This window comes from Pararhizobium sp. PWRC1-1, from assembly GCF_049897905.1.
Taxonomy (GTDB): domain Bacteria; phylum Pseudomonadota; class Alphaproteobacteria; order Rhizobiales; family Rhizobiaceae; genus Pararhizobium.
Map to the genome: position 1 here is coordinate 12,913 of NZ_JAFCXE010000017.1, position 22,275 is coordinate 35,187.

At 59.5% G+C, this 22,275-nt stretch carries 15 protein-coding genes and 8 pseudogenes; 6 read left to right on the plus strand and 17 right to left on the minus strand.

Going from position 1 to position 22,275, the window contains the following annotated elements:
- Positions 1-164 precede the first annotated feature (164 nt).
- Positions 165-793 (plus strand): annotated as a pseudogene (locus tag ACP7E0_RS23365) (tyrosine-type recombinase/integrase).
- A gap of 279 nt (positions 794-1,072) precedes the next feature.
- Here the strand turns inward: ACP7E0_RS23365 and ACP7E0_RS23370 are convergent.
- The 13 genes and pseudogenes from ACP7E0_RS23370 to ACP7E0_RS23430 all read right to left on the minus strand — a co-directional run.
- Positions 1,073-1,375: pseudogene (locus ACP7E0_RS23370) on the minus strand (HupE/UreJ family protein); the annotation flags it as partial.
- Positions 1,372-2,423: pseudogene (locus tag ACP7E0_RS23375) on the minus strand (DUF3604 domain-containing protein). The pseudogenes ACP7E0_RS23375 and ACP7E0_RS23370, both read right to left, overlap by 4 nt.
- Before the next feature lie 54 nt (positions 2,424-2,477).
- Entirely contained in the window at positions 2,478-2,609 is a 132-nt protein-coding gene (locus ACP7E0_RS23380) for a hypothetical protein (RefSeq protein WP_426128270.1), read from the minus strand.
- Positions 2,610-2,612: 3 nt separating this feature from the next.
- Positions 2,613-2,864, minus strand: coding sequence for a DUF3604 domain-containing protein (locus ACP7E0_RS23385; protein ID WP_426128272.1), 252 nt, complete (start codon positions 2,862-2,864; stop codon positions 2,613-2,615).
- Between the two features lie 496 nt (positions 2,865-3,360).
- Positions 3,361-3,734, minus strand: a pseudogene (locus ACP7E0_RS23390) (hypothetical protein).
- 103 nt (positions 3,735-3,837) lie between these two features.
- Entirely contained in the window at positions 3,838-4,860 is a 1,023-nt protein-coding gene (locus tag ACP7E0_RS23395; protein ID WP_426128274.1) for a DUF4105 domain-containing protein, read from the minus strand.
- A 46-nt stretch (positions 4,861-4,906) separates the two neighbouring features.
- Positions 4,907-5,668, minus strand: a complete 762-nt coding sequence (locus tag ACP7E0_RS23400; RefSeq protein ID WP_426128276.1) for a DUF4239 domain-containing protein — start codon at positions 5,666-5,668, stop codon at positions 4,907-4,909.
- 43 nt (positions 5,669-5,711) lie between these two features.
- Positions 5,712-5,807, minus strand: a pseudogene (locus ACP7E0_RS23405) (transporter); the annotation flags it as partial.
- Positions 5,783-6,415 (minus strand): annotated as a pseudogene (locus ACP7E0_RS23410) (hypothetical protein); the annotation flags it as partial. The pseudogenes ACP7E0_RS23405 and ACP7E0_RS23410, both read right to left, overlap by 25 nt.
- Before the next feature lie 43 nt (positions 6,416-6,458).
- Entirely contained in the window at positions 6,459-7,733 is a 1,275-nt protein-coding gene (locus ACP7E0_RS23415; protein WP_426128437.1) for an alpha/beta hydrolase, read from the minus strand.
- A 61-nt stretch (positions 7,734-7,794) separates the two neighbouring features.
- Positions 7,795-7,992 (minus strand): hypothetical protein, encoded by a 198-nt coding sequence (locus tag ACP7E0_RS23420; protein WP_426128278.1) that lies wholly within the window; start codon positions 7,990-7,992, stop codon positions 7,795-7,797.
- Between the two features lie 8 nt (positions 7,993-8,000).
- Entirely contained in the window at positions 8,001-8,789 is a 789-nt protein-coding gene (locus tag ACP7E0_RS23425) for a DUF2092 domain-containing protein (protein WP_426128280.1), read from the minus strand.
- Between the two features lie 142 nt (positions 8,790-8,931).
- Positions 8,932-10,758: an adenylate cyclase gene (locus tag ACP7E0_RS23430; protein ID WP_426128282.1), complete on the minus strand. Its 1,827-nt coding sequence runs from the start codon at positions 10,756-10,758 to the stop codon at positions 8,932-8,934.
- A 378-nt stretch (positions 10,759-11,136) separates the two neighbouring features.
- Between ACP7E0_RS23430 and ACP7E0_RS23435 the strand changes: the two genes are divergently transcribed.
- The 5 genes and pseudogenes from ACP7E0_RS23435 (at position 11,137) to ACP7E0_RS23455 (ending at position 17,626) form a co-directional block, all read left to right on the plus strand.
- Positions 11,137-11,409, plus strand: coding sequence for a hypothetical protein (locus tag ACP7E0_RS23435; protein ID WP_426128284.1), 273 nt, complete (start codon positions 11,137-11,139; stop codon positions 11,407-11,409).
- Between the two features lie 587 nt (positions 11,410-11,996).
- The gene (locus ACP7E0_RS23440; RefSeq protein WP_426128286.1) at positions 11,997-13,619 is read left to right on the plus strand and encodes a DUF1254 domain-containing protein; all 1,623 of its coding nucleotides are present in this window, start codon (positions 11,997-11,999) and stop codon (positions 13,617-13,619) included.
- Between the two features lie 137 nt (positions 13,620-13,756).
- Positions 13,757-15,170, plus strand: a pseudogene (locus ACP7E0_RS23445) (DUF1254 domain-containing protein).
- 82 nt (positions 15,171-15,252) lie between these two features.
- Positions 15,253-16,661, plus strand: a pseudogene (locus ACP7E0_RS23450) (DUF1254 domain-containing protein).
- Positions 16,662-16,993: 332 nt separating this feature from the next.
- Entirely contained in the window at positions 16,994-17,626 is a 633-nt protein-coding gene (locus ACP7E0_RS23455; RefSeq protein WP_426128288.1) for a tyrosine-type recombinase/integrase, read from the plus strand.
- A 160-nt stretch (positions 17,627-17,786) separates the two neighbouring features.
- On the opposite strand, the gene ACP7E0_RS23460 is transcribed toward ACP7E0_RS23455, so the two are convergent.
- The 4 genes from ACP7E0_RS23460 to ACP7E0_RS23475 form a co-directional block, all read right to left on the minus strand.
- The gene (locus tag ACP7E0_RS23460) at positions 17,787-19,259 is read right to left on the minus strand and encodes a DUF1254 domain-containing protein (RefSeq protein WP_426128290.1); all 1,473 of its coding nucleotides are present in this window, start codon (positions 19,257-19,259) and stop codon (positions 17,787-17,789) included.
- Positions 19,260-19,275: 16 nt separating this feature from the next.
- Positions 19,276-20,316: an HAD family hydrolase gene (locus tag ACP7E0_RS23465; RefSeq protein WP_426128291.1), complete on the minus strand. Its 1,041-nt coding sequence runs from the start codon at positions 20,314-20,316 to the stop codon at positions 19,276-19,278.
- Between the two features lie 126 nt (positions 20,317-20,442).
- Complete coding sequence (locus ACP7E0_RS23470) at positions 20,443-21,072, minus strand: RES family NAD+ phosphorylase (RefSeq protein ID WP_426128293.1); 630 nt, start codon at positions 21,070-21,072, stop codon at positions 20,443-20,445.
- Positions 21,069-21,854, minus strand: a complete 786-nt coding sequence (locus ACP7E0_RS23475) for a hypothetical protein (RefSeq protein ID WP_426128295.1) — start codon at positions 21,852-21,854, stop codon at positions 21,069-21,071. Before ACP7E0_RS23475 ends, ACP7E0_RS23470 begins: the two co-directional genes overlap by 4 nt.
- Between the last annotated feature and the right edge of the window lie 421 nt (positions 21,855-22,275).

A 22,275-nucleotide genomic window follows, 5' to 3' on the forward strand; every position in this document is an offset into this window, starting at 1 on the left:
CCCGTACTGGAGATCGGATGCGGCTGCAGCCCGCGATTCGTGGCGAGCCTTGAACGTCCGCTTGATAAGAACCGAGACCAAAAGCTGACAGTCCGGACACGGCCCCGGCAACCCTGAGCCCATGCGTTCTCCTAACGGCCAATGTTGGCCGAAGGAGAAATGAAATGGGTATTGCACAATACGATCCTACCGCACTGGGCCGTCCGGCGTGGAACACCGGCCGAAAGGTCGGCGTCAAGAAGCCGCTGAAACAGCGCCAGATTTGGGCGATCCGCTTTTTCCTCGACCGGGAGGGACGCATGCGCGATCGCGCGTTGTTCGACCTCGCAATCGACAGCAAACTCCGTGGTTGCGATCTGGTGAAAATGAAAATCGGAAGTCTCGTGACAGGAGCGGAAATTCGAAGCCGTTCCATGGTCATCCATCAAAAGACCGGCCGTCCGGTGCAGTTCGAAATCACGGCGGACGTGAGGGCAAGTCTGCTTGCGTGGCTTGAAAGGAGAGGTGGAACAGTTGATGACTACGCCTTTCCCAGTCGCATCGACCATACCGATCATCTGAGTACTCGCCAGTATGCCCGATTGGTGGATGAGTGGGTGACCGCAATTGGTCTACGACGCGAAGACTACGGCACGCACTCGCTTCGGCGCACCAAAGCCGCAATCATTTACAAGGCAACAGGAAATCTTCGCGCGATCCAAATCCTCCTCGGCCACACCAAAGATCGAATACCGTCAGGTATTTAGGAGTGGACATTGAGGATGCGTTGGAATTAGCGGAACATATTATCTGAGAGCGTGCGGCCTCGCGCACAGCGGGGCCGCACGTGTCAACTTAGGTGTGCTCTTCTTGGAGATTGCTGCCGCACCGCTATGCGCCCTCATTCCAGTCTGGCGGCGAATTTCCGGCGACGGCGACCGCACCTCATCGTCGGTCAGATCGCGGCTTGCTCTCAAATCGTGCAAAATAGATATGCCGCAAGGCGCAAGTCTATTACCGTAACATACGCCCGTGATACCCAGCACGCGGGAGGGCACGCGGGAAATAACGAACCGCGACAATGGCCGTTTGACTAGAATGCGGCCAAACGCTCGACGAACCAGAACGACGCCATGGTCCCGATCAGGTATGTGGCCGCTACAAATGCCCTCCGGCCGACAGACGGTGGATACCGCACCAGTCTTGCTAGTCCGACCATCGCGATCACGACCGCGATGAACATCAACTGGCCGAACTCGACGCCGACGTTGAAAAACAGCAGCGCTAGCGGGATGTCGCTCTGAGGCAGCGCACGGTCTGCCAGCGCGCCCGCGAAACCTAGTCCGTGCAGCAGCCCGAACGCGAACGCGACCAGCCACGGTCGCTGCGCCGTCAGTCGTCTGGCGCACGCCCGTCCTGTCGGTGCTTGGTCCATCCCTTGATGATTTGGATGCGGTCGAGATTTCCATCGGCGGGGTCTTTAACCGCCGTGACGACGAAGGACGGAACCTTGCCGTCGACCGGAGGAAGGTCCCCACCCATCGGCACGCCGCTGGCATAGGCAGTTTTCGCCCAGTCCTCATTGGCAAGCAGCCTCTTGTCATAGTCCTAGCCTCCGAACATCCGGGCCTGGATGCGCACGCCGCTGGTGCCATAGACCTCCTTGCGCTGCATCGCGGAGAAAATGGATTCCCGCGTATTCTCTTCCGCCCAGACAACCGTGAGACCAGACGTTCCTGTTTTCAGGATATCCATGCCAGCTTCGACCTTTCCGGCAAGTCGAGCCTGCGGTGTCGCATCAACCAGTCCATGGTCACCGAAGAAATTGGATTGCGCGTATGCGGTGACTGTGTTGTGAGAGTCACCCGCGCCGACGACACCGAACTTGTACGGGTTGTAACCTCGGGTGGCCTGCATCGCCAAGCCGTTCTCGTAGGCTTCGCGGGCATAGCTGCCACGCAGCTTCGATGTGCTGTTATCGATGCCAATGAGGTAGTTCATGATCTCGTAGTTGGCGAATTCGTCGTTCGGCGACAGGTCGGGATGGGTCTCAGAGGTTCCCTTGACCTTTTGATCTCTGTTAGCGGCTCGTTCGTCATCCGCTGCTGCGCCCAGGTCGCATCCAGCGGATTGCCTTTGCTGTCGACGTCGACCGGAAACATGAGGCCGTTGGAAAGGTTGGCGTTGTGCGAGATGGCGAGCACCTCGTTCCCGGTCTTTCTCTGGCCGTCCATCCAGGTCCACAGGTCTTCAAGATGGTCGGAATCCATTGCGGAGAACGGAGCCTGGGGAAGCTTCGAACAATCCTTGAAGAACACGTTGCGGTGCATGTTCTGGCTATTCGGCATCGACGTCCACTCGTATGAGCAGAACGTTGTGAATTGGCCCGGCTTGTTGTACTTGTCCGCGATAGCCGTGTTCTCCTGCCAGACAGTCCCGGCCATCTTCGGGTCGCTCAGCTCGGGAATTGTCTTGCGGCTGGCGATGCTTCCGGCGAGCTACTGGAAGATTTTAACGGCGGGGTTGTCCTTGGTGACCTTCAGCTTTTCAGCAATGGGAAGCTTGCTAAGCGCCGACGTCGGATCGTTGGCCAACCGGATGACGCCGACGTACTCCGAGTGATCGGTCACGCCTTAGAAGTCGAGGGGAGTCTTGATCTGCACGTCGTACCCGGCGGGATTCTTGATCACCTCGCCCATCGAATATTGATAGGCCTCCGCCGGACCTGTCACCGTGTTGCCGATGATATAGGCGTCCATCGACCAGCTTGTGTGCTGATGCGTCTGCCCGAAATAGGCATGGCGCTCCTGGGCGAGGGCGGCCGTGGAGGCGATGGCCAGCGCCGTCGAAGAAAGCAGCAGCAGTCTCGTATCTGTGAGGCGCATATCGAACATCCTTTGCACATGGCTGAATGGTGGATTGAAAGCGTTCTCTGAACATTCATTTAGAAAACAGGAAGGTCAGACCGAGGTGTACACCGAGACCTTCTGGCCCGTTGTCCTGGGCCGCGCCCAGTAGCGCGGCCCAGTCGCGACCTCACGCTGTGTTCAAGTTCTTCGGCATGTCTCACTCTACCGTCGTTTGAAGCGGGATATCTGGTCCGCCCCCGGAATTTGTATGTCATGGGGGCGGTCAAGGGAAAGTATGTTACTGTAATACGGCATTTACCGTCCGTACGATCCGTACGAATCCATGATCTCAGCTTTGACATCTGCAGCGGCACTGGCAGTCAGGCTCGTCGCAACGCGCCATCATGCGCAGGCACGGCCGCCATGGTATGGATGGCCCTCTGACGACCTTGCCAGGGTGATGTCGGGTGGATCACCGTTGTATGTCCAAAGCTGTCGCCGTACTCAATCCTCATGCCGATGTCACAGCACACTATCGCGGACAGACATCCCAGAAACCCGTCTTCTTGGTGCTGTCGGTATAGAACCAGCACATGCCAGATCGCGGCGGCGTCCCGGCGACCGAGGCCGCACACGTGCCTGCGATGAAGCCTATGGCAGCTCCCGCCGCAATCGCACCGCCAGCGGGCCAATAGCGGCGAGGGCTCACGACGACGACGCGCGCATGACGGGCGGGCGACGGACTGCGACAGCGCCGCGGCTGCCGACGGCTGCACATCCTCTGACTCCGCAGCCAGCCACCGCACGGCGGGCCTCGGCCGGGGTCGGAGCGAGCATTGGCGCGGCCACCATCATCATGAGGGCGGTAGCCGCAGCGACGTTCTGAAAGTACTTAATGAGCTTCATGAGTTCCGTCCCGGTTGAGGGTGTCGGTGACTTCGCCTAGCGAATTCCTGACAGGGCGCACCATGCCTCAATCATCGCGGTTTCCTCAGTATGTTACTGTAGGTTACGGCGTAGAGACGGCGGCCGGGTAGGGCACGCCGAGACGGATCGCCGTCGAGAAGTCGGGCGACAATCCATCCGCCCGCGCCCGCTCGTCGATTTTGGAAATCTCTCGCAACCGGGGAAGCGGTATCGACGTGTCGATGGCTCCCCGGTCATAGGCGTAGTCGGGAAGATAACCGTTTGCGATCAGCCGCCAATCAAACGGCACCTTGTCTCCGACCACACGCATCATCTTGACGACGGTCGTCGTGCAATTCGTCGTGATCGAATTGTAGAACTCGGGCGTCTTAGCCAGCGCGTTAGCGTCGGCGACGTATTCGAGCAGTAGAAGCCGGGCCTGCTCAGGGCTCGCCCTCAGCCGATAGATCTGGACATCCTCGCCACGAACATTCGATCGGACGCCGATGACATCCCGCTCGTCGGCCGCCAGGATCACCAGCGGATTGCTCTTGAACAGGTCGGCAAGGGGCGAAAACGCGCCGCCGACGGGACGACGAACTTCTATCGACCAAGCGAGCTGCTCGCCGCCTTCAAAGCCGAAACTCAACATCACATGGGCTATCTTCGTCCCCGACCAGTACGACATGAAGAGATCGACACCCTGGAGTTTATCGAGATCGTAGCTTCGCGTTGTCCAGCGCTCCGTGAAATCGGTGTTGCTGCGCCACTGGAAGTCCCGAACGTTCGTCAACGTCAGGCTGTTTCCGTCGACGCTTCCGGTCACCTGTCTGGCCACATCGGGAGACCACTCCGCGTGCTCATCCGGGCTGATCGTGCTCCACCAAAAAATGACGCCGAGGAACGCGGCAGCGAACACGGCCAGTGCCGAGAACGGCCGGCGGCTGCCAAGCATTGCGACTGTCGCAAGCCCGAAGGCGGCGAACCCGCCAGCGGCGAATTCCCGACCGAGTCCAGGCACGGGAAGGCGGTACCATATTGCAAGCGCCGCCCAGAGGGTCGCCACGAAGACGATCATGGCAACTGCGATGAACAAAACGACTCGTAGAATTCGACGCAATCTCATTTGTTTTTTCCCCGGCCTCACCTGGAGTGTCCGAACGAGCCCGCCATCATCCTTGTCCCAGGTGCGCTAAGGCGGTACGCAGTGGATGGTCCGAGACATGGATGACGCCGAGGTAAGGGTGGGACATGTCAACGACGAGGAACACGGCCGCTGCCACGGAAAGCGAACAGACAAGCATCACGCCAATGACGGTGGGATTGGCGGGGGCTTGAAGGCCGAATGTTGCGAACAGCCATGCCAGCCAGAAGACGAGAATGACGAGAAACGCGGTCGGCAATCCCTCGTCATCGGTTTCCACGATCATCCAGTGGGCCTCGGCAAGCTGGCCGCTGATCTCGAGCGCGCGCGCCTGAAGCAGCCTTTGCGGCGCGGTTTCAGGCGTCAACGACCGCAGCTCGACCTGAACGGGTTCGATCGTCTGAGACTCGTCGTATGGATCGGTCGCTGCTCGCTCCGACGATCCACCCCAGCCCTGGTTCAGTCTAGCATCGACGAGGCGGCGGAGCCGTACCCCTGCATCCGCCGTCTCCGGACCGTAATGCCGCATGACCCTGTCCAGCAGCACGATGCGGGCGACCGAGGTCCGCAACTCGGCCTCCGCTGTGTCGTGGGCGGTCTTCGCGGACGCAATCAGCAGCCCCAGGGCGAGAGCGGACAAGGTGCCGACGACTGCCGTCGCAAGGCGGATCGCGTCCTTTGACTCGGCATCCAGGTGATGGCTCGGCAACCGGGCGCGCAGCACCATTCCCAGTAGGGCAGCTCCGAACAGGCAGACGAAGACAGACAGGCCTAAAACGAGCGAGCTCAATGTCCCCCTCCCTCGCGCTTGGGACGAAATCGCGCTTCCGTCCTCATTTTGGAAAGAGGAACGTCAGACCGAGACGGACGCCCAGTCCCTCCGGTCCATTCTCGGGTGCCGCCGCCCAGTACCCAGCGCCACATCCCAGTCGATGTCAGCGCCGCCGCCACCGACCAGACCCCAGCCCGTCAGGTAGACCTCCGTGGTCAGGGAGTATTTTCCCCGAAGACCGACCATGCCGTCCACCCAGGTCGCGCTGTCGTCTCGCGCCACGCCGTCGAGCAGGCCACCTGTGAAGCTGATAGTCGTGTCGACCGACCAGACCTTGACGCCGCCTACGACATCCAGGTGGCCTTCGGGGCCGTCCAGCACCGCGTAGCCAAGTCCCAGCAGACCCGAAAAGGTCTCCGACGTCACGTCGACGTCCGATGCCAGGATGCCCGCCGGGGTGCTGGCATCCGCACCTAGTTTTACGTAGATCACGTCCCCGATGACGCTAAAGCGGTCATAGCGGGCTTCGCCTGCCGCCATGAAGGCGAAGTCGAGATTGCTGAGGATGTCGCCGAAGTCGGAGTCGATATGGACGGTGGGAAGGCCGAACTGGGCGGTTTCGCCCGACAGTCCCGCCATCCAGAAATAAGGCGCGACGGTGAAAGTCCAGCCGTCCTGCGTTTCGGCTGGCTGCGGATCCTGAGTCAGCAAGGGCGAGACGTCTGCCGCCTGGACGCTGCCGCAGATCATGGCAGCGACCGCCATCGAAAGCCCGAGTTTCAGATAGTGCGTCATTGTCGTATTCCCCCTATTGGTTTTGCGGTGCGCGACATGGCGAAACACGTCCTGCCTGCTTCGGATCACAGTCTTTCACGGCAATCTTCTGCTTGCCACCGCTCTGTCCGACTAGCCCGCCGACATGGTGGGCATAGTTGTCGCGCGTGTCCGCGTCGACGACGGCGACGGGAGCTGCAATGATCAGCCCCGCAGCGCTGCCGGCCGCAGCGGCCACTCCTGTGGTTCCAGCCAGGATCGTGTCGCCAAGACCGACCTTGCTGTCGGTCAGCGTCTGGCCTTCGGAAATGCGCGCGCCGATGAGCTGGACGACTTCGGGCGATTCCGCGAACTTGCTGTGATGAAGATCGTCGCCCGCCTTCACCTTAGTGAGGTCGATCACGGTGATCCTGTTGTCGGCCAGCTCCTGCTTGTACGGATCCGTCTCCGGGTCGATGGAGCCAAGCCGCGGGATGTCACCCCAGACCCGGCGAGAGAAGGCGAGGGCGCGGTCGTCGCGCGACACAAAGAGGGTGAACCGTGGATGCTGGCTGCCCATGTCCTCGATCTGCGAGCGGAAGACGTCCACGTCGACATCAGGAGCCGCCAGCATTACGTTCTTGAACTTTGCCGGAAGGCCGTCGTTGCGGATGGCCATCTGCCGCAGGGCCTCGAGCGCCAGCCAGTTTCCCATCGAGTGGGCGAGGATCGAGACCTCCTTCACCTCTTTGTCTTTCGCCAGATACTGGAACAGGGTCTCGAGGGCATTGCGGGTGTAGTTGGTGCTCTCGCGGTCATAGCCATAGGCCAGCAGGCTGCCGCGCGAGGGCCAGGTCACCAGGACGGGTGCGCTATGGACGCCGGAATCATGGACGATCTGCGCAAAGCGGTAGACGGAATCCTCGAAGCGATTGTTGAACCCATGGATGAACACGAGGACGCTCTGGTCGCGGCTTTTCCTGACGGTGGCACTGAGCCATGTCTTGGCCTCCTCCAACGGGATCTCGTCCGCCTTCAGGGTCGCGAAGTCGGTCGCCGGGTTGGAGGGCAGCTTCTTCGGCCACGCGACCTCTCCGACCTTTCGGACCGCGGGGATCGACACCGTGATGTCAGCGAACGCCGGAGCACGGGCGCGCTCGCCCGTGAACATCTCGCCGGGAACCTCGGACCTACCGCGTGTCGTGGCGATCAGCATGTTGACGCGGTCGGAACCGGGCACCGTATCGGCGACGGGTGTGAGCACCGCCTTGGGATGTCCGCCGCACCCCGCGGGCACGAGCAGCACGAGGCACAGCAAGAGGAGCGACATGGTTTGGTGGCTGTTATTCCGAATGATCTGCACTCCCCCGAGTTCGGCCGTGTCGGCCGCCCTAGCAGTAATAGACGCCGACGGCGCAGCGCCGCACGGTCCGCCGCGCCACGCCCGCAACGCTCACCGGAGTAAGGGGACGCCCGACCCTGGCTTCGGCGGTTCCGACAAACCCCTCCAAGCCGGGGAACAGCCGCTCTCCGGCATCGAGTAAAGGAAGCACCAGGGCGACTGCGACGATTACCTTCGATAGTTTCATGTTCTTGCTCATTTGCTCGCTCCCATTGCCAAGTGATCCGGTAACTCGTCGCTGTCGGCGAGGCCCTTCAGATCGACCTTCTTCGCATCCGTCTTGTTGGCAAAGCTGTAGTCCTCCGCCGTGACGTCGATGCCTGTCTTCCAGTCGGAGATCTGGATGCTGTATTGCGGGCCCTGGTCGACCTTGCTGGCCGTGATCACGTAGCGGCATGGACGGGGCTGCTCGCCCTGTGCGATCCAGATCTGCCAGTCCGCGTCCTTTGTCCTGAATGCGAGGTGGTCGCATTCGACGCCCCCGATCACGCCGCTGCCGAGATCCTTCACATCGATCACGTCCTTCATCAGCTCGCCGTAGACGTCCGGAAGGAGGAGGTCGGCTCCTGGGACCGGTCGGCCCAGCTTGTCCCGGAGCTCCACGACCAGGTTGTCGACCGTACCGGGCACCTCGACCTGCGTGTACAGGTTGGCGTCCTTGCCGAAGAGCGTCATCGTCTTGCCGTCGAAGATCATCTCGACATTGGCGAAGCCGCCCATCCGGGTTGCCCGGAGCTTGTCCGGTCGCCCGAGTTCGATCTTGCCTGAGCTTGCCAGCAGCAGCTTCTGATGATCCTTGGTCACAACCTCCAGATTGGTGTCGTATGTAAAGGAGATCGCCTTCTGCGAGGCCAGGTAGTCGGACATGGATTTCAGCAGGTTTTTGGCCTCGGCCTCGCCAGCCTTGGTGGCGGGGGCTGTAACCAGGCCGATGATCATGGCCAACGCCACGGAAAACGCGATTCTTGCGACTGTTCTGGTCATAGACAATGCCTTTCGTTGCGTGTCCTATCCGGCAGGCAGCCTGCCTCCGATAGAACTGTACGCGCTCAAGCCAGCTTCCGCCCGTAACATACAGTATGCTCTGTTGCTGGCCGCCGTAGACTCTCCCCTGAGAGCTAAGACCTTAGAGGGCGGGGGAGGCATCTGACAACGAGAGTTCCGCGTCGAGTTCCTTAGCGGCTGGAACGGGTAGGCCAGCCTTGCGAAGTGAGGCGATCATGCGGAGGCTGTCGGCGGGTTGAATGTTGCGGTTCCTGTGCTCCTCGACGATGTTGTCGATGTATTCCGGGCGCATCTTCATGAATGTCGCAGCCTCCCGCTTCGCATCATCCATCATGCCAGCATCTGCGTAGATCGCGGCTGCCACGGCATGAAAAAGCGGGAATCTCTGCAGATCCGCCTTCCGGATCAGGCGGACCGCCTTGTCCTGGTCATTCAGCATATAGGCCGCGAGCGCACGGGTGCCGTCGTAGTAGCCCGCTCCTCCGGGATTGAGCGCAAGCGCCTGGTCGAGCAGTGCCGCACCCCGTTTCCACTGGCCGCTCATCGCCACCCGTGTCCCGAACTCGCCCAGAAGCTCCGTGTCGTTGGGATTGGTCCTCAACGCTTCCCCGCCGACCTCCAACGCTTCCGCAAGTTGCCGATTGAAGAACAACGCTGTCATCAGGGCCTGCAGCGCCCGTGTGTTGTCCGGTTCGAGGTCGATCGCACGCCGGGCCGTTGTCAGCGCCCTCTCCATCGGAGGCGTGGGATCAGCCTTGGGATTGAAGCGGAAGCGACCCTCGTCGAGATAGGCGATGGACAACATCGCCCATGCGGTCGAATAGGCAGGGTAGCGCGCGGTTGAACGCTCCAGACAGTCACGCGCTTTCAAATGCGAATCTGGACCAAGGTCGGTGCGGTAGGCATAGAAGCGAAGGGTGCAGTCGTAGACGCCAAGGTCATCCGGCGGAGGGTGGGCGGTTCGCGCCTGCGCGATTATGCCGTAGGGCTGGGCGACCGCCGTTGCGACCTTGTTGGCGACATCGGTTTGGATGGTGAACAGTTCCCGTGTGCTCAGATCGTCCTCGTAGTCCTGCGACCACAGAATTGCACCGTCCGACGTGTCGTGAAGCCGTGCTGTGACCCGCACCCGGCTGCCGGACACACGAACGCCGCCAGACAGCAGATAATGAGCGCCCAGATCTCCGCGGATCACTGACACGTCGACTTTCGAGGACAGTGATTTCGACGTCTCACGCCCAAAGACCTTTATCTCCTTGAACCGGGGCAGGGCGGTCAGAAGCTCTTCGGTCAGTCCGGCCGTGTACAATCGGGCCTGGGGACCATCGCCCAGATTTTCGAAGGGGGCGATCACGAGCGTCGGCTCCGCCGGCACTTCCGCGTAGTTGGCCCGCTTCACGCTGATGGCGAACCGTTCGGTCCCCCAATAGGCCAGCGCAGCCAGGCACACCGTGCCCGCAAGGGCGGCATGACTCCATCGCCTTTCGCGAAGCCATGCGAGGCTTCCCGTCAACCTGCCGATCCGGAGCGGATTTGACCCGCCGTCTGCAGTTGTCGCAGCGGGAGGCTCGTTCCAGGTGAACGACGGGGCATAGCCGCCTTTTGGAATGTCTATCCTGACGGGGTCGTGCTGTCCCGCGACGAGGTAGTACCGCTCGAGTATTCGCCGCAAGCGCCCCGCCTCGATCCGCACGACCGGATCGTCCTGCGTGAACCCTTCCCGGCGCTTGAAGACTTCGACGGCGATCAGATAGCCCTTGAGGCGTTGCGCCCTGCCTGCGAGCGCCTCTTCGATCACGAAGTTGAGGAAGGCCGCCACGCGTCCGACGCTTGGAAACTCGGGGCTTTCCAGGATTCGAGCAAGCTGGCCCCTTATTTCGTCAGGGCTGGGACAGGGCCGCTCTAACGGCTGCGCTTCTTCGCTGGTGTCCGGCACGGAGGTCTGCATGACTCGATCCTCAACCATGTTGCGTCGGCATGTCGCTATATTTGGAACCCCTACTTCAACCTATGACAGAAACCCAGCCTCGTCCACCAGGCATCCCTCTTTCTTGAACGTTATCATTGCACCTGCTTGAAGCGGAACTTCTTCATCGAGCGTAGCATATCGGGGTCCGGGGTCTCTTTGGTTGCATCCTGAGACTGTTGCGACCGTCCGATCCTGTCAGGGCAGCCGGATCACGCGCGGCGAGTTGATAGTGCCTCATGGGCGCGCAACAGATGATACTGTAACATACGCTCCAAAACGCGAACTCTGAGTCATCATGTGCTGTTGAAAAAAAATCCGTCGCCGACGAAGACGGCAACGCCCTTGGGGGAGCCAAGCATGGGACACGACGTTGGTTTCGCAAAACAGTGCTTTCCAACCCGCGCCCGCCTGATCGACGAACTCGCCGCCCGTGACGAGAGCTTCCGCGATCTCTGCCACGACTTCGCCACGGCCGACGAGCTGCGACTGTCATGGGAGACCGCGTTGGCCCCCGACCGATACGAGCGCCACGCCGAATTGGTCGAGCTTGTCGACAGTCTTCGAAGCGAGATAGAGGTGGCGCTCGACGACGCTGCGGTCGTGCCGTTCAGACGGCCCCCACGCCCTTGACCGTCAACCGTGCGCAGCCTGCCTAGCAACGCCGTATGTTACAGTAACATACTTGCTCTTTTTGGGTTCCAGCCCACAGTACGCGTCTAGGGTTCTGACAATCGAAGGGTGTGGCAGGTTGACAAATCCAGCAGTGGACCGTCGGCTCGCGGCTTACCGCACAGGTTCCAGGAACTGAGCTTTGTGCTTGGAAGGCGCGCTTACCCTGAAGATCGGGAGGCAAATTCATCTTTGAAACTGTGCAGGCAGGCGAGAACCTGTAGCTCGCGATGCAGGGACTGAGCTTTAGCCGTCTAGGTGGCTGGTTTGGTTTCTCCGCGATCCGCAGGTCATCGGCACATTTTCGATGACGCACGTGCCAAGCGAGTTATCGAGCGAGGGCAGTTTGATGACCTCCCGAAAACTCCACGCCGTCGTCAAACCACCCCATCCACGTTTTCTGAGTTGGGTGTGGCAGGAACGATGGCTTGTCACTGCCTGGTTCGGGGGAATCCCGGCCTCGGTCTATTGGATTTATTCCGGCATGCCGATGATCTGTCGCTAGCACCACCGCCCGTACCACGTCGAAACAAACCGGAGATGAGACAATGAAACAGTTATCTGGACTTCTCGCATCCGTTGCCACCTGCGTCATGTTGGCGGTACCGGGCCTAGCGGCGGATCAAACCGCCGCCGACATCCCGCCGAGCGTGCTCACCCCTGACAAGCTCGAGACGAGCATAGGCACGCTTGAATTCAAGGACGGCGCGCCAAGCGCGGAAACAGCGCAGAAGGTTCGGGACAGCCTGGACTACATACGCGGCGTGGATGCCTTCATGAACGCCTACTCGGGTGCGTCGGCCTATGCAATTCGCAAGGGTTTCAAGAGCATCGGCGCCGAAGACAACACGGTAGTTATTTTCTCCGAGTTGATGGACTACAACTCGGTGTTTCTCACTGCAAATATCGACACGGTCTATACGGTCGCGACCATCGACCTGACAAAGGGGCCGATGGTGATCGAGGTGCCGCCGAAGGCGATCGGCACGCTCAACGACATGTGGTTCGGCTGGATCATCGACATCGGAGCGCCCGGCCCCGACCGGGGTCAGGGCGGCAAGTATCTTATCCTGCCGCCGGACTATGACGGTCCGCTACCCGACAACGGTTTCTTCATCGGCAAATCGAAATCCAATAAGGTGCTCTATGCCGTTCGGGCGAACCTCGAGAACAACGATCCCAAGCCCGCGGTCGCGAACGTCAAGGAGAAGCTGAAAATCTATTCGTATACGCCGGGCGGATACGGCACCAGCATCGCCACCGCGCTCGACGGCAAGATCCGGCTTGAGAAGGACCCGCCAATCCCGCCGACGAAATTCGTAGAAGGCAGCGGCAAGGCGTTCAACACCGTTCCGCCGAGCGACTATTCGTTTTTCGAGATGATCAATGAACTGGTACAATCCGAGCCCGCAACGTCAACGAGTCCGGAAATTCTGGGCCAGCTCGCGGCAATCGGTATCGTGAAGGGCAAGCCGTTCAATCCCGATGCCCGGATGAAGAAGATCCTCACCGACGCCGCCGCCGTTGGAAGCGCCGCCGGACGAATGTTCAACTGGCGTGCCAATGAAGTTCCCGGTTGGTCGCTCTACCCGGATTCCATGTGGGCCAGCATGATGTGGGAGGGCGGCTACACGTTCGAGACGCCGCCTCCGCCGGTTAGCAAGGAGGGTTACTTCGAACCGGTTCCGGCGACGGGTGCGCGAACGCTCAACGCCCGTACGGGGTTCTATTACGGTTACACCATGGACTCGCCGGGCATGATCATGCAGATGCCGGGCGTCGGCTCTCAATATCTGATGGGTTTCATGGACGCCGACAAGAACTACTTCGATGGCTCTAAGACCTATCGCGTAACGCTACAGAAAGACATTCCGGCGGCGGCGTTCTGGTCGTTCACCGTTTACGACAACCAGACGCGCTCATTGCTGGCGACACCGCAGCGTTACGCGCGTGCCGGCAGTCAGTCGTATCCGACACCCGCCGCCGTTGCGGACGCCGACGGCACCACCACGGTCTATTTCGGGCCTACCAAGCCGGCCGACGCAAAGAAGGGTAACTGGATTCAAACCGATCCGAAAAAAGGATGGTTCACACTTCTGCGGCTTTACAGCCCGCTTGAACCGTTCTTCACCAAGGAATGGCGGCCGGGCGAGGTCGAGCTCGTGCCCTGACACCTTCGACAACGGAAGGCGCTTGTTTCAGGACAAGCGCCTTTCGCCTCCGCCCCGTAGGACCCAGTTAGTTGACCTTTCCTGTCTGGGCGAATTGTCTGAACGCAAGCATGTCACCGGAGGCCGGAGGAACGACCATGAACCTATCGCGACGCAGTTTTGCAACGGCCTGTTTGGGCGCAGCTTCTATCGCCAGCTTTACTCTGGCTCAGGCGCAAACTGCCGATGTCACCGCGGATGAAGCCCGTGCCATCGCCAAGGAGGCCTATGTCTACGGCTTCCCAATGGTGGACAACTATCGCATCCAGCATGCTTATTTCGTCGACACCAAGAACCCCGAATACAAGGGACCTTGGAACCAGATCGTCAATATTCCGCGCGTTTATACGCCGGCCGATACCGCGATCCAGACGCCCAATTCGGATACACCCTACTCGCAGCTCGGCCTCGACCTGCGCGCCGAACCAATCGTGATCACCGTGCCGGCGATCGAAAAGGATCGCTACTTCAGTGTCCAGCTCATGGATTGGTACACCTTCAACTTCGACTACATCGGCACCCGGACGACGGGCAACGACGGCGGCACCTTCCTCGTCGCCGGGCCGAGCTGGAAGGGCGAGACGCCTGCGGGCGTGAAGAAAGTGTTCCGGTCGGAGACCGAGTTCGCCTTTTCCCCCTTTCGAACGCAGCTCTTCAACCCGGCCGATCTCGATAACATGAAGAAGGTCCAAGCCGGCTACAGGGTGCAGCCGCTGTCGTCGTTTTTGGGCCAGCCCGTACCAGCCGCCGCACCCTCGATCGATTTCATCAAGCCGCTGGCCAGAGGATGAGAGGAAGTCTCCCGAGTTTTTCAACATCCTGAACTTCATCCTGCAGTTCTGTCCCACCGATCCGTCCGAGGTCGAACTGATGGCGCGTTTTGCCAACATCGGCGTCGGCGCAGGTAAGACCTTCGACGCGACCACGCTTTCGCCTGAGTTCAAGACCGCCATCGAGCAGGGTATGGCCGATGCCTGGGTCGATCTCGGAAATTTGCAGAAGCAGAAGATCGACACGGGGGAAGTGACCGCCGGTGATCTCTTTGGGGATCGGGCGTATCTGAAGAACAACTACCTTTACCGCATGGCCGGCACGGTGACCGGCATCTACGCCAACTCTGTGCAGGAAGCGATGTATCCACTGTACTTTGTCGATGACGCGGGACAGAAGCTCGACGGCGCCAACAAGTACACGCTGCGCTTCTCGCCTGGCCAACTGCCACCGGTTAACGCATTCTGGTCCATGACGATGTATGATCTGCCGCAGAGTCTGCTCGTCGCCAATCCGATCGACCGCTACCTGCTCAACTCGCCGATGCTGCCAGGGTTCGTGAAGGACGCGGATGGCGGCCTGACTTTTTACATCCAGAACGAATCGCCGGGTAAGGACAAGGAACCGAACTGGCTGCCCGCGCCCAAAGGGGCCTTCTGGGTTCCGTTGCGCCTCTATTGGCCGAAAGAAGAAGCGCTCGACGGAACATGGAAGAAGCCACCGATGACGAAGACACAGTAACGAGAGACCGGAAATTGACCGAGAATAGACGTCCGCGAACACACCCGCGACCGGGCAAGGCACCGACTTGGAGAAACATACGATGAACATAACCAGACGCGATTTCACGAAAGGTTCGATGGCGGCTGTGGGCCTCATCGGACTTGGTTCCAGAAGCGCACAAGCCCAGAACGTGACAGCGGAAGAAGCTCGCGCCATCGCCAAGGAGGCGTACATCTACGGCTTCCCGCTGGTGGATAGCTATCGCGTCCAGTACGCCTACTTCGTGGATCGCCAGGATCCCGAGTTCAAGGCGCCGTGGAACCAGATCCATAACATTCCTCGCGTCTTCACGCCGGCGGATACGGCGCTTCAAACGCCCAATTCAGATACACCTTATTCCTGGTTGGGCATGGATCTGCGCGCCGAACCAATCGTGATCACCGTGTCACCGATCGAAAAGGATCGCTATTTCAGTGTTCAGCTTATAGATGCCTACACCTTCAACTACGCCTACCTCGGCAGCCGCGCCACGGGTAACGATGGCGGCAGCTTCCTCATCGCCGGGCCGAACTGGAAAGGTGACCCCCCCAGGGGTTGAAGAAGGTGATCCGCAGCGAGACGGAATTTGGCCTCGCCGTCTTTCGCACGCAGTTGTTCAATCCCGGCGACATTGACAACGTGAAGAAGGTACAAGCCGCCTACAAGGCGCAGACGCTGTCGGCGTTCCTTGGCACGGCTGCACCCAAGGCAGCACCGACGATTGCTTTCATCAAGCCGCTCACGCCTGCGGAAGAGAAGACCTCGCTGCAGTTCTTCAATGTCCTCAACTTCATTCTGCAATTTTGCCCGACAGACCCTTCCGAGACAGAACTCATGGCGCGGTTCGCCAAGATCGGTATCGGCGCAGGAGAGACCTTCGATCCCAGCAAGCTCTCGCCAGAAATGAAGACCGCCATCGAACAGGGCGTGATCGACGCCTATGCCGCCTTCGCTGGGGGCGTGAAACTGCTTGACGACGGGAAGGTGACGTCGGGCGATCTCTTCGGCACGCGCGAAGCCATGAAGAACAATTATTTGTACCGCTGGCTCGGGACCATTGGCCTCTGGGGAAATTCGAAACAGGAGGCTATGTATCCAATATATCGCGTCGATGCCGATGCCCAGAAGCTGGAGGGAGCCAACCGTTACGCCTTGCGGTTTGCGCCGGGCCAGTTGCCGCCCGTCAACGCGTTTTGGTCACTGACGATGTATGAACTGCCGGCGAGCCTGCTGGTGGCAAACCCAATCAGCCGCTATCTGGTAAACTCCCCGATGCTTCCCGAACTCAAGAAGGACGGCGATGGCGGCTTGACGCTGATCGTCCAGAACGAATCCCCCGGCAAGGACCAGGAAGCCAACTGGCTACCTGCGCCGAAAGGACCCTTCGCGATGTACATGCGCCTCTACTGGCCGAAGAAAGCGGCGGAGGACGGCACATGGAAAGCACCGCCCTTGACGAAGGCACAGTGAAGACTTTCTGAAGGGGATTTCGCCAGAAGAATTCGTGTCGCAGTCCCGCGGATCTGTAGGATATCTAGCGTAGAGCATTACCCTTTTCGACATGTTTGCCCCCTGTTTCAAATGGGCAGCAAAACTATCACGAGCAAGGAATGTCCGCTGTTGGCGCATAGTGCCGGAGCCGCTTGCAATTCATGAGTTGAGGAATGCCAGCCGCGGACCTCCGATTGAATGTCCGGTATCGACATCTGGGCCCTACATGCTGCCAGTCCGTTATCGGCCCGTTATGGGAGTGGGAACTGCGCGTTCTCCCTCTGGCCAATGGTGGCCATAGGAGAACTGAAATGGGTATCTCACAGTATGATCCTGCTGCACTGGGTCGACCGGCTTGGAACGCAGGCAAGCAAGTTGGCGTCAAGAAGCCCCTGAAGCAGCGCCAGATCTGGGCAGTGCGTTTCTTTCTCGACCGAGAAGGAAGGATGAGAGATCGTGCGCTTTTCGATCTTGCCATCGACAGCAAGCTCCGTGGCTGCGATTTGGTAAAAGTGAAAATCGGGACTCTCGTCACGGGTCATGAAATTCGAACTCGTGCGATGGTCGTCCAGCAGAAAACCGGACGACCCGTGCAGTTCGAGATTACGACCGAGGTCAGAGCTAGTCTGCTTGCCTGGCTCCAGAGAAGGGGAGGAACAGTCGATGACTATGCCTTTCCCAGCCGCGTCGACCACACCGATCATCTCAGCACTCGCCAGTACGCCCGACTGGTCGATGAGTGGGTGACGGCGATTGGGCTTCGTCGGGAGGACTACGGCACGCATTCACTGCGGCGAACGAAAGCTGCCATGATCTATAAGGCCACCGGCAATCTTCGAGCGATCCAGATCCTGCTTGGCCATACCAAGATCGAGAACACAGTTAGGTATCTCGGCGTTGACATCGAGGATGCACTGGAACTGGCCGAGCGGACGGAAATCTGAAGAGGAGCGGCCCCACGCGTTGTGGGGCCGCGTCCTTGTGCCCAGAGAGCCTCTCCCTGGGTTCGATCAGCTTTGCGCCTCCATTTCGGCCATTCCGAACAATCCCTGACGGCTCTGAAGCCGTCAGTCTGCTTAGCGCCGTCCGCGGAGGTCATCACAATTACTGTTTGTTTGCGCCAGGGGGCGTCCAGCTCCCATCGACGATCTCCGTCTTCGGCCAATATGCGCGGAGATATAGAGAAAAGTCTCCTGCAGGTGCAGGTAGCCAGTTGGCCTCTTTATCCTCGCCCGGCGATTTTTCCTGGACGTAGATCGTCAGCGACCCATCGTCGTTATAGGCCAGTGACTTGTTCTTCGTCCCGAGCGAGAACCGGGAGAGCGCATTCGGGACGAAGAAGTGCTGTGCGTCATAGATCGTTAGAGACCAGAAGCCATCCACCGGCGGGGTTTCGCCCTTGGGAAATGTGACGGTGTAGCTGGCCGCCCCGTTCAGACGCTGGCCCTTTGCGTCCAGGTCCTGATAGAAGTATTTGGTCTCCGTCGGAGAGTTGACCAAGATATTGGACTTGGCGACTGCTGTCCGGGTGAAATAATCCGTTCCGAAAGCCGCGTTATTGTAGGTCGTTGACCAGTTGTGCTCGAGCTGGACACCCCAGTTCCGGAACTGCAGCAGAGGGTCCACCAGTTCGGCTTCCGTCTTTTGAGCCTCATCCACCATGGCCGCCATGATTTTCTGATCCTTTCCAGCAGCGGTCAGGACAGCCTTGATCTGGGCGTACATCGCTTCTTCACCCGGCAACGGAGGCGCATCTTTCATCACCTGCGGTAACTGCTGGAAGAAGGTTTCGGGAAAGACCCACTTTGTCTCGGAGGCATCGCCCTCGGCAGTTGGCGAGCCAAGCGTCGGCAATGACCGCCAATCGCGTTCCCTTGCTTTTCCGTCGAACTCGGCGAGTGGATACATGTCGATCCCGGAGATCATCGGCTGGATTGCCTCACGATCTTCGGTGGTATCGTCCATGAACACGCGGGGAACAATGAATGCCGTATTCGTGCGCGCCCGAAACACCTTGGTGATCCCCTTCGGTACCTCGCCATTCCAGTCCGGTCCCACAAGCAGATAGAATCCCGGTTTCGTCCCATACATCGCGCCAATCTGGGCGAAACTGTCGGTGCGGATGTCGACCACCTGATAGACCCAGAATCGGTCGCCGAAGTCTGGCACCTGGACGACAACTGGTGTCCGCTCTAAGGCCGCGATACCGGCCCCGTAAGCGACGTCTTGGTTAGGGCAAGCCACCCAACGCTGTTCCGGCTGGATGTAGTCATGCAGCATCGACATCGCGTTGAGGGGAGCAAACGGCAGCACGCCGTTCATCAAGCCCACTTTTGGCGCTTTCTCGAATGCGAGCCGTCTGTTGTAAATGTTCACCATCGGCCACGCCCAGAAATAGGCGTCCCTTGCCACCATCCGGGCATAGGCCTCGGTTACTTTCACGTTTCCGTCCGGTCCGGCGGGCAGCGAAAGCTGCCAGGAGGGAGAGAGCGTTACTGGTTCGGCTTTAGCGAGCTGCGGCACACCCACTAAACTAACAGCGAGAGAGACGGCGGTTAGATGTCTCATCGTCTTCATGTCATCCTCCTAAAGTTCACCGTTCGATGGTGGTCTTCCAGTCGTCCTTCATGCTGACGATGTGGAAGCCATATTTCTTGGCCGCTTCGAGTGAATAGTTGTCAGATTCGGAATAGGCGTATTCCCGCAGTTCATCGTCGTGGTTGATCAGAAGCTGGAAGCTCGGACCATCGCGGTCTTTCGACCAGCGCATCATGGCGATGTCGCCACGCCCACCCTCGTTGCCAGCAATAAACGCCGGGCGCTTGCCTAGGGCGTTGTTGATGCTCACCGGTTTGCCCGCGCCGTCATTGAAGTTCGCGATCCTGCCATCGAATACGAGAACAGTTCGGCCATCCCGCTCGTCGAACTTCGTTCCAACATAGCTGCCAATCACACGCTCTGGCGGGATGCCAAACATCTCCATCGACAGTTCTCGCGTGATGAGAAGCGGGCTGCCGCTGGAAATCCAGTTTTGAAACCCATTGGCTTCGAGCAACGCCAACAATTCGCGCATCGGCTGATAGGCCGTCTTCGAATACGGCACCTTGAACTTGGGATGAATTCCCTTGTCCAGCAGTGGCCGAACGTTCTTCACGATCTCCTCCGTCGTCTTGCCATCGGTTCCGACGTTGACAAGATCGAGAATGCCTTGCTGGCCAGCGGCATGAAGAGCTTGTTCATCGCCTTTCAAGAGCGCGGCGACGGCGGGCTTTTCGCCAAGGAACGGCTTGGCCGCCACGGCTTCCTTGACGTCGGCCAGTACCGGGATCAATGCAATGGGAACGGGTTTTTCCGGTGCCAGCGTTCCATCCATATCGAAGACTGCAACCCGGTCTTTGGGAACGACATATTTTGGATGACCTTCGGAAGTAGACGCCTTCACGAAATCAAGAATGGCCTGTTTAAGCGGCGTCGCGTTCCATGACGGAAGAGGATCGGATTGTGCCCAAGCAGAGACGTTCAGCGTGATACACGCGAGAACAGTGCCGACAACGAACCCGACGGCGTGGTGGTTTGATAACAGGCGCATATGGACATCTCCTTCAAAGGCTCGACGTTTGATATCCAACGTCACGACGGGTGCAGTCCGATCTAGTTCGTCTTCGTAATGGCCGGTGGCCAGTAGGTGCCGTTGGCGACACCATCAAGCGGACCATATCAAGCCAACGCGCTGGGCCGCGCGCAAACAACAGCCGTGCGCTTACAGAATGAGGGTGATATCAACCCGTGCAGCGAACGCAGTAACCTGCCGCATTTCTCCAACGTCCGCGTAGATCGGAACATTGCTGATTCCGGTCAGGCCGGCCTCGGCGACGCGATCTCCAAACAAGAGCACCGCTTGCTGTGGATCACAACGTTTCGACGTCCAGATCAGGCCATGCGCGTCCGGCCGGCTTTGATGAATGGCCAGGGCCCACTGAACGGTGATGTGATAGTCGGCAGCTGTCGTATCGATGAGGTCTGCTCTGCTGACGCCCCACCTGGCCAGATCAGGGGCGAAAAGAGGAACCAGAACGAGATCGTGTTTCAGCTCGATGATTGAATGGGCAAGAGGCTTGATATTGTTGACCCCGACGGTCTTGTTCGGCTCGTCAATCGGCACATCGTGAAAGATCGTCTCGTGAACCGCGCATTCGTAGTTGGTCGCGAGGTATTGCGTCGGGACAGGACCAGTGCACGAGACTAGCGGAGCAAAACGGCTGGGACGACCCTTGCCGGGATTGAAAGAGCAGCTTCCAAAACGCTGATCGTGGACCCGGTGGAACCTCGTCCCGGCCTTGATGTCATGAGAGTTCGAGGCCGGGAACGGTGAGGGAGGCGTATTGGTCATCCGGCGATGTATTCCGCCTCATTTGCTGCGGCGGAAACCACGACATCGCCGTCCTTCAACAGGTCGACTGGGCGTTTGCCGGCAAGCCATCCATTGGGAGAGGTGAACCAGAATGCCAATTGCCAGCCAGACTTTTTCTCACCCAGCAGGGCGAGCACCTTGGCGACACTTTCAATGGGCTGCCCCTCCTCGAACTGGAAGGCCGGGAAATACTCGACGCCGCCATGCTTGATCGAGAATACCTTTGCCTTCATCTTCCATCGCGAGGCGGTCATGCTCTTGTTCTTGGAACCATGTCCGGCAACTTCTGCCAGATCCTTGCTCGTGAAACTTGGCCATCCTTCAAAAAACCGCGCTCTCGCCTTGGCGTTGCTGTCGTAGAGCAATCTCTCGACCTCGGCATTGGGAGGCGTGCGCATGTAGACCGATACCAGTGCATCGATGGCGTCATCGGTCAGTTTGCTCTGGCGGGCTTCCACGATCGCCGGCACATGCTCGACGATATCGCGGATGGTGTCCCGCACAGCCTGATTTGGCATGTCAACAAGCACGACCATCATGTGATCGACATGGCTTTCAGGCGTGGAGTGCATCGCGCTCGCCATCGCCCTGCGCAGTTTCGCGCCAATTGAAGACGCACGCTGCTTTGCCGTCAGCTTACGATTGACCAGGCGCGCACCGGCGTCCGATGTCTTCTCGCCGGAAGCGGAATCCATTTCGACTTGTAGCGCGCGAGCGAACTCGGCTCCATCATAGACGCGAAGACCATTAGTGATAGCCATCTCGGTGCTCCGGGTTATTTGGGTTATCAATTGTACTATAACCTATATCACCGGGAGACTGTTTTCAAGTGTGACCTCTTTTGACCGGCAAAGGCTACACGTAGCGCAAAAAGCGCCGCCAGAAAACCGGGGCCTTTTACCGCGTGAAGTCGAACAACCTCCAAAGCGAAACGGCTGCTGGATCCCGAGGCTAAATATGGTCCCGCGAGCCGTCTATTCCCAAGCAGACCGGGGGGGCGTCGCCCTTCGGCCGGGCTGGCGACAAAGTGGCAGCCCGTCGCCGGTCTTCCCCCTTCCAGGCGGCCATCCCTGACGCGGGGCCGAACGGACCGTGCCGCTTGCAGCTTGCCGGCCGCAAGGGAAGCTTCGCCGCGGCCCGATTTTCTAACGCTCTCTTTTGATCATCCGCGCCCTTGCAACC

Excerpts from the sequence above, each read along its gene's own strand:
- ACP7E0_RS23460 (WP_426128290.1), bottom strand. The coding sequence starts at position 19,259 with ATGAAGACGATGAGACATCTAACCGCCGTCTCTCTCGCTGTTAGTTTA.
- ACP7E0_RS23415 (WP_426128437.1), bottom strand. The coding sequence starts at position 7,733 with ATGTCGCTCCTCTTGCTGTGCCTCGTGCTGCTCGTGCCCGCGGGGTGC.
- ACP7E0_RS23385 (WP_426128272.1), bottom strand. The coding sequence starts at position 2,864 with ATGCGCCTCACAGATACGAGACTGCTGCTGCTTTCTTCGACGGCGCTG.
- ACP7E0_RS23395 (WP_426128274.1), bottom strand. The coding sequence starts at position 4,860 with ATGAGATTGCGTCGAATTCTACGAGTCGTTTTGTTCATCGCAGTTGCC.
- ACP7E0_RS23425 (WP_426128280.1), bottom strand. The coding sequence starts at position 8,789 with ATGACCAGAACAGTCGCAAGAATCGCGTTTTCCGTGGCGTTGGCCATG.
- ACP7E0_RS23435 (WP_426128284.1), top strand. The coding sequence starts at position 11,137 with ATGGGACACGACGTTGGTTTCGCAAAACAGTGCTTTCCAACCCGCGCC.
- ACP7E0_RS23455 (WP_426128288.1), top strand. The coding sequence starts at position 16,994 with ATGGGTATCTCACAGTATGATCCTGCTGCACTGGGTCGACCGGCTTGG.
- ACP7E0_RS23440 (WP_426128286.1), top strand. The coding sequence starts at position 11,997 with ATGAAACAGTTATCTGGACTTCTCGCATCCGTTGCCACCTGCGTCATG.
- ACP7E0_RS23420 (WP_426128278.1), bottom strand. The coding sequence starts at position 7,992 with ATGAAACTATCGAAGGTAATCGTCGCAGTCGCCCTGGTGCTTCCTTTA.
- ACP7E0_RS23475 (WP_426128295.1), bottom strand. The coding sequence starts at position 21,854 with ATGGCTATCACTAATGGTCTTCGCGTCTATGATGGAGCCGAGTTCGCT.
- ACP7E0_RS23430 (WP_426128282.1), bottom strand. The coding sequence starts at position 10,758 with ATGCAGACCTCCGTGCCGGACACCAGCGAAGAAGCGCAGCCGTTAGAG.
- ACP7E0_RS23470 (WP_426128293.1), bottom strand. The coding sequence starts at position 21,072 with ATGACCAATACGCCTCCCTCACCGTTCCCGGCCTCGAACTCTCATGAC.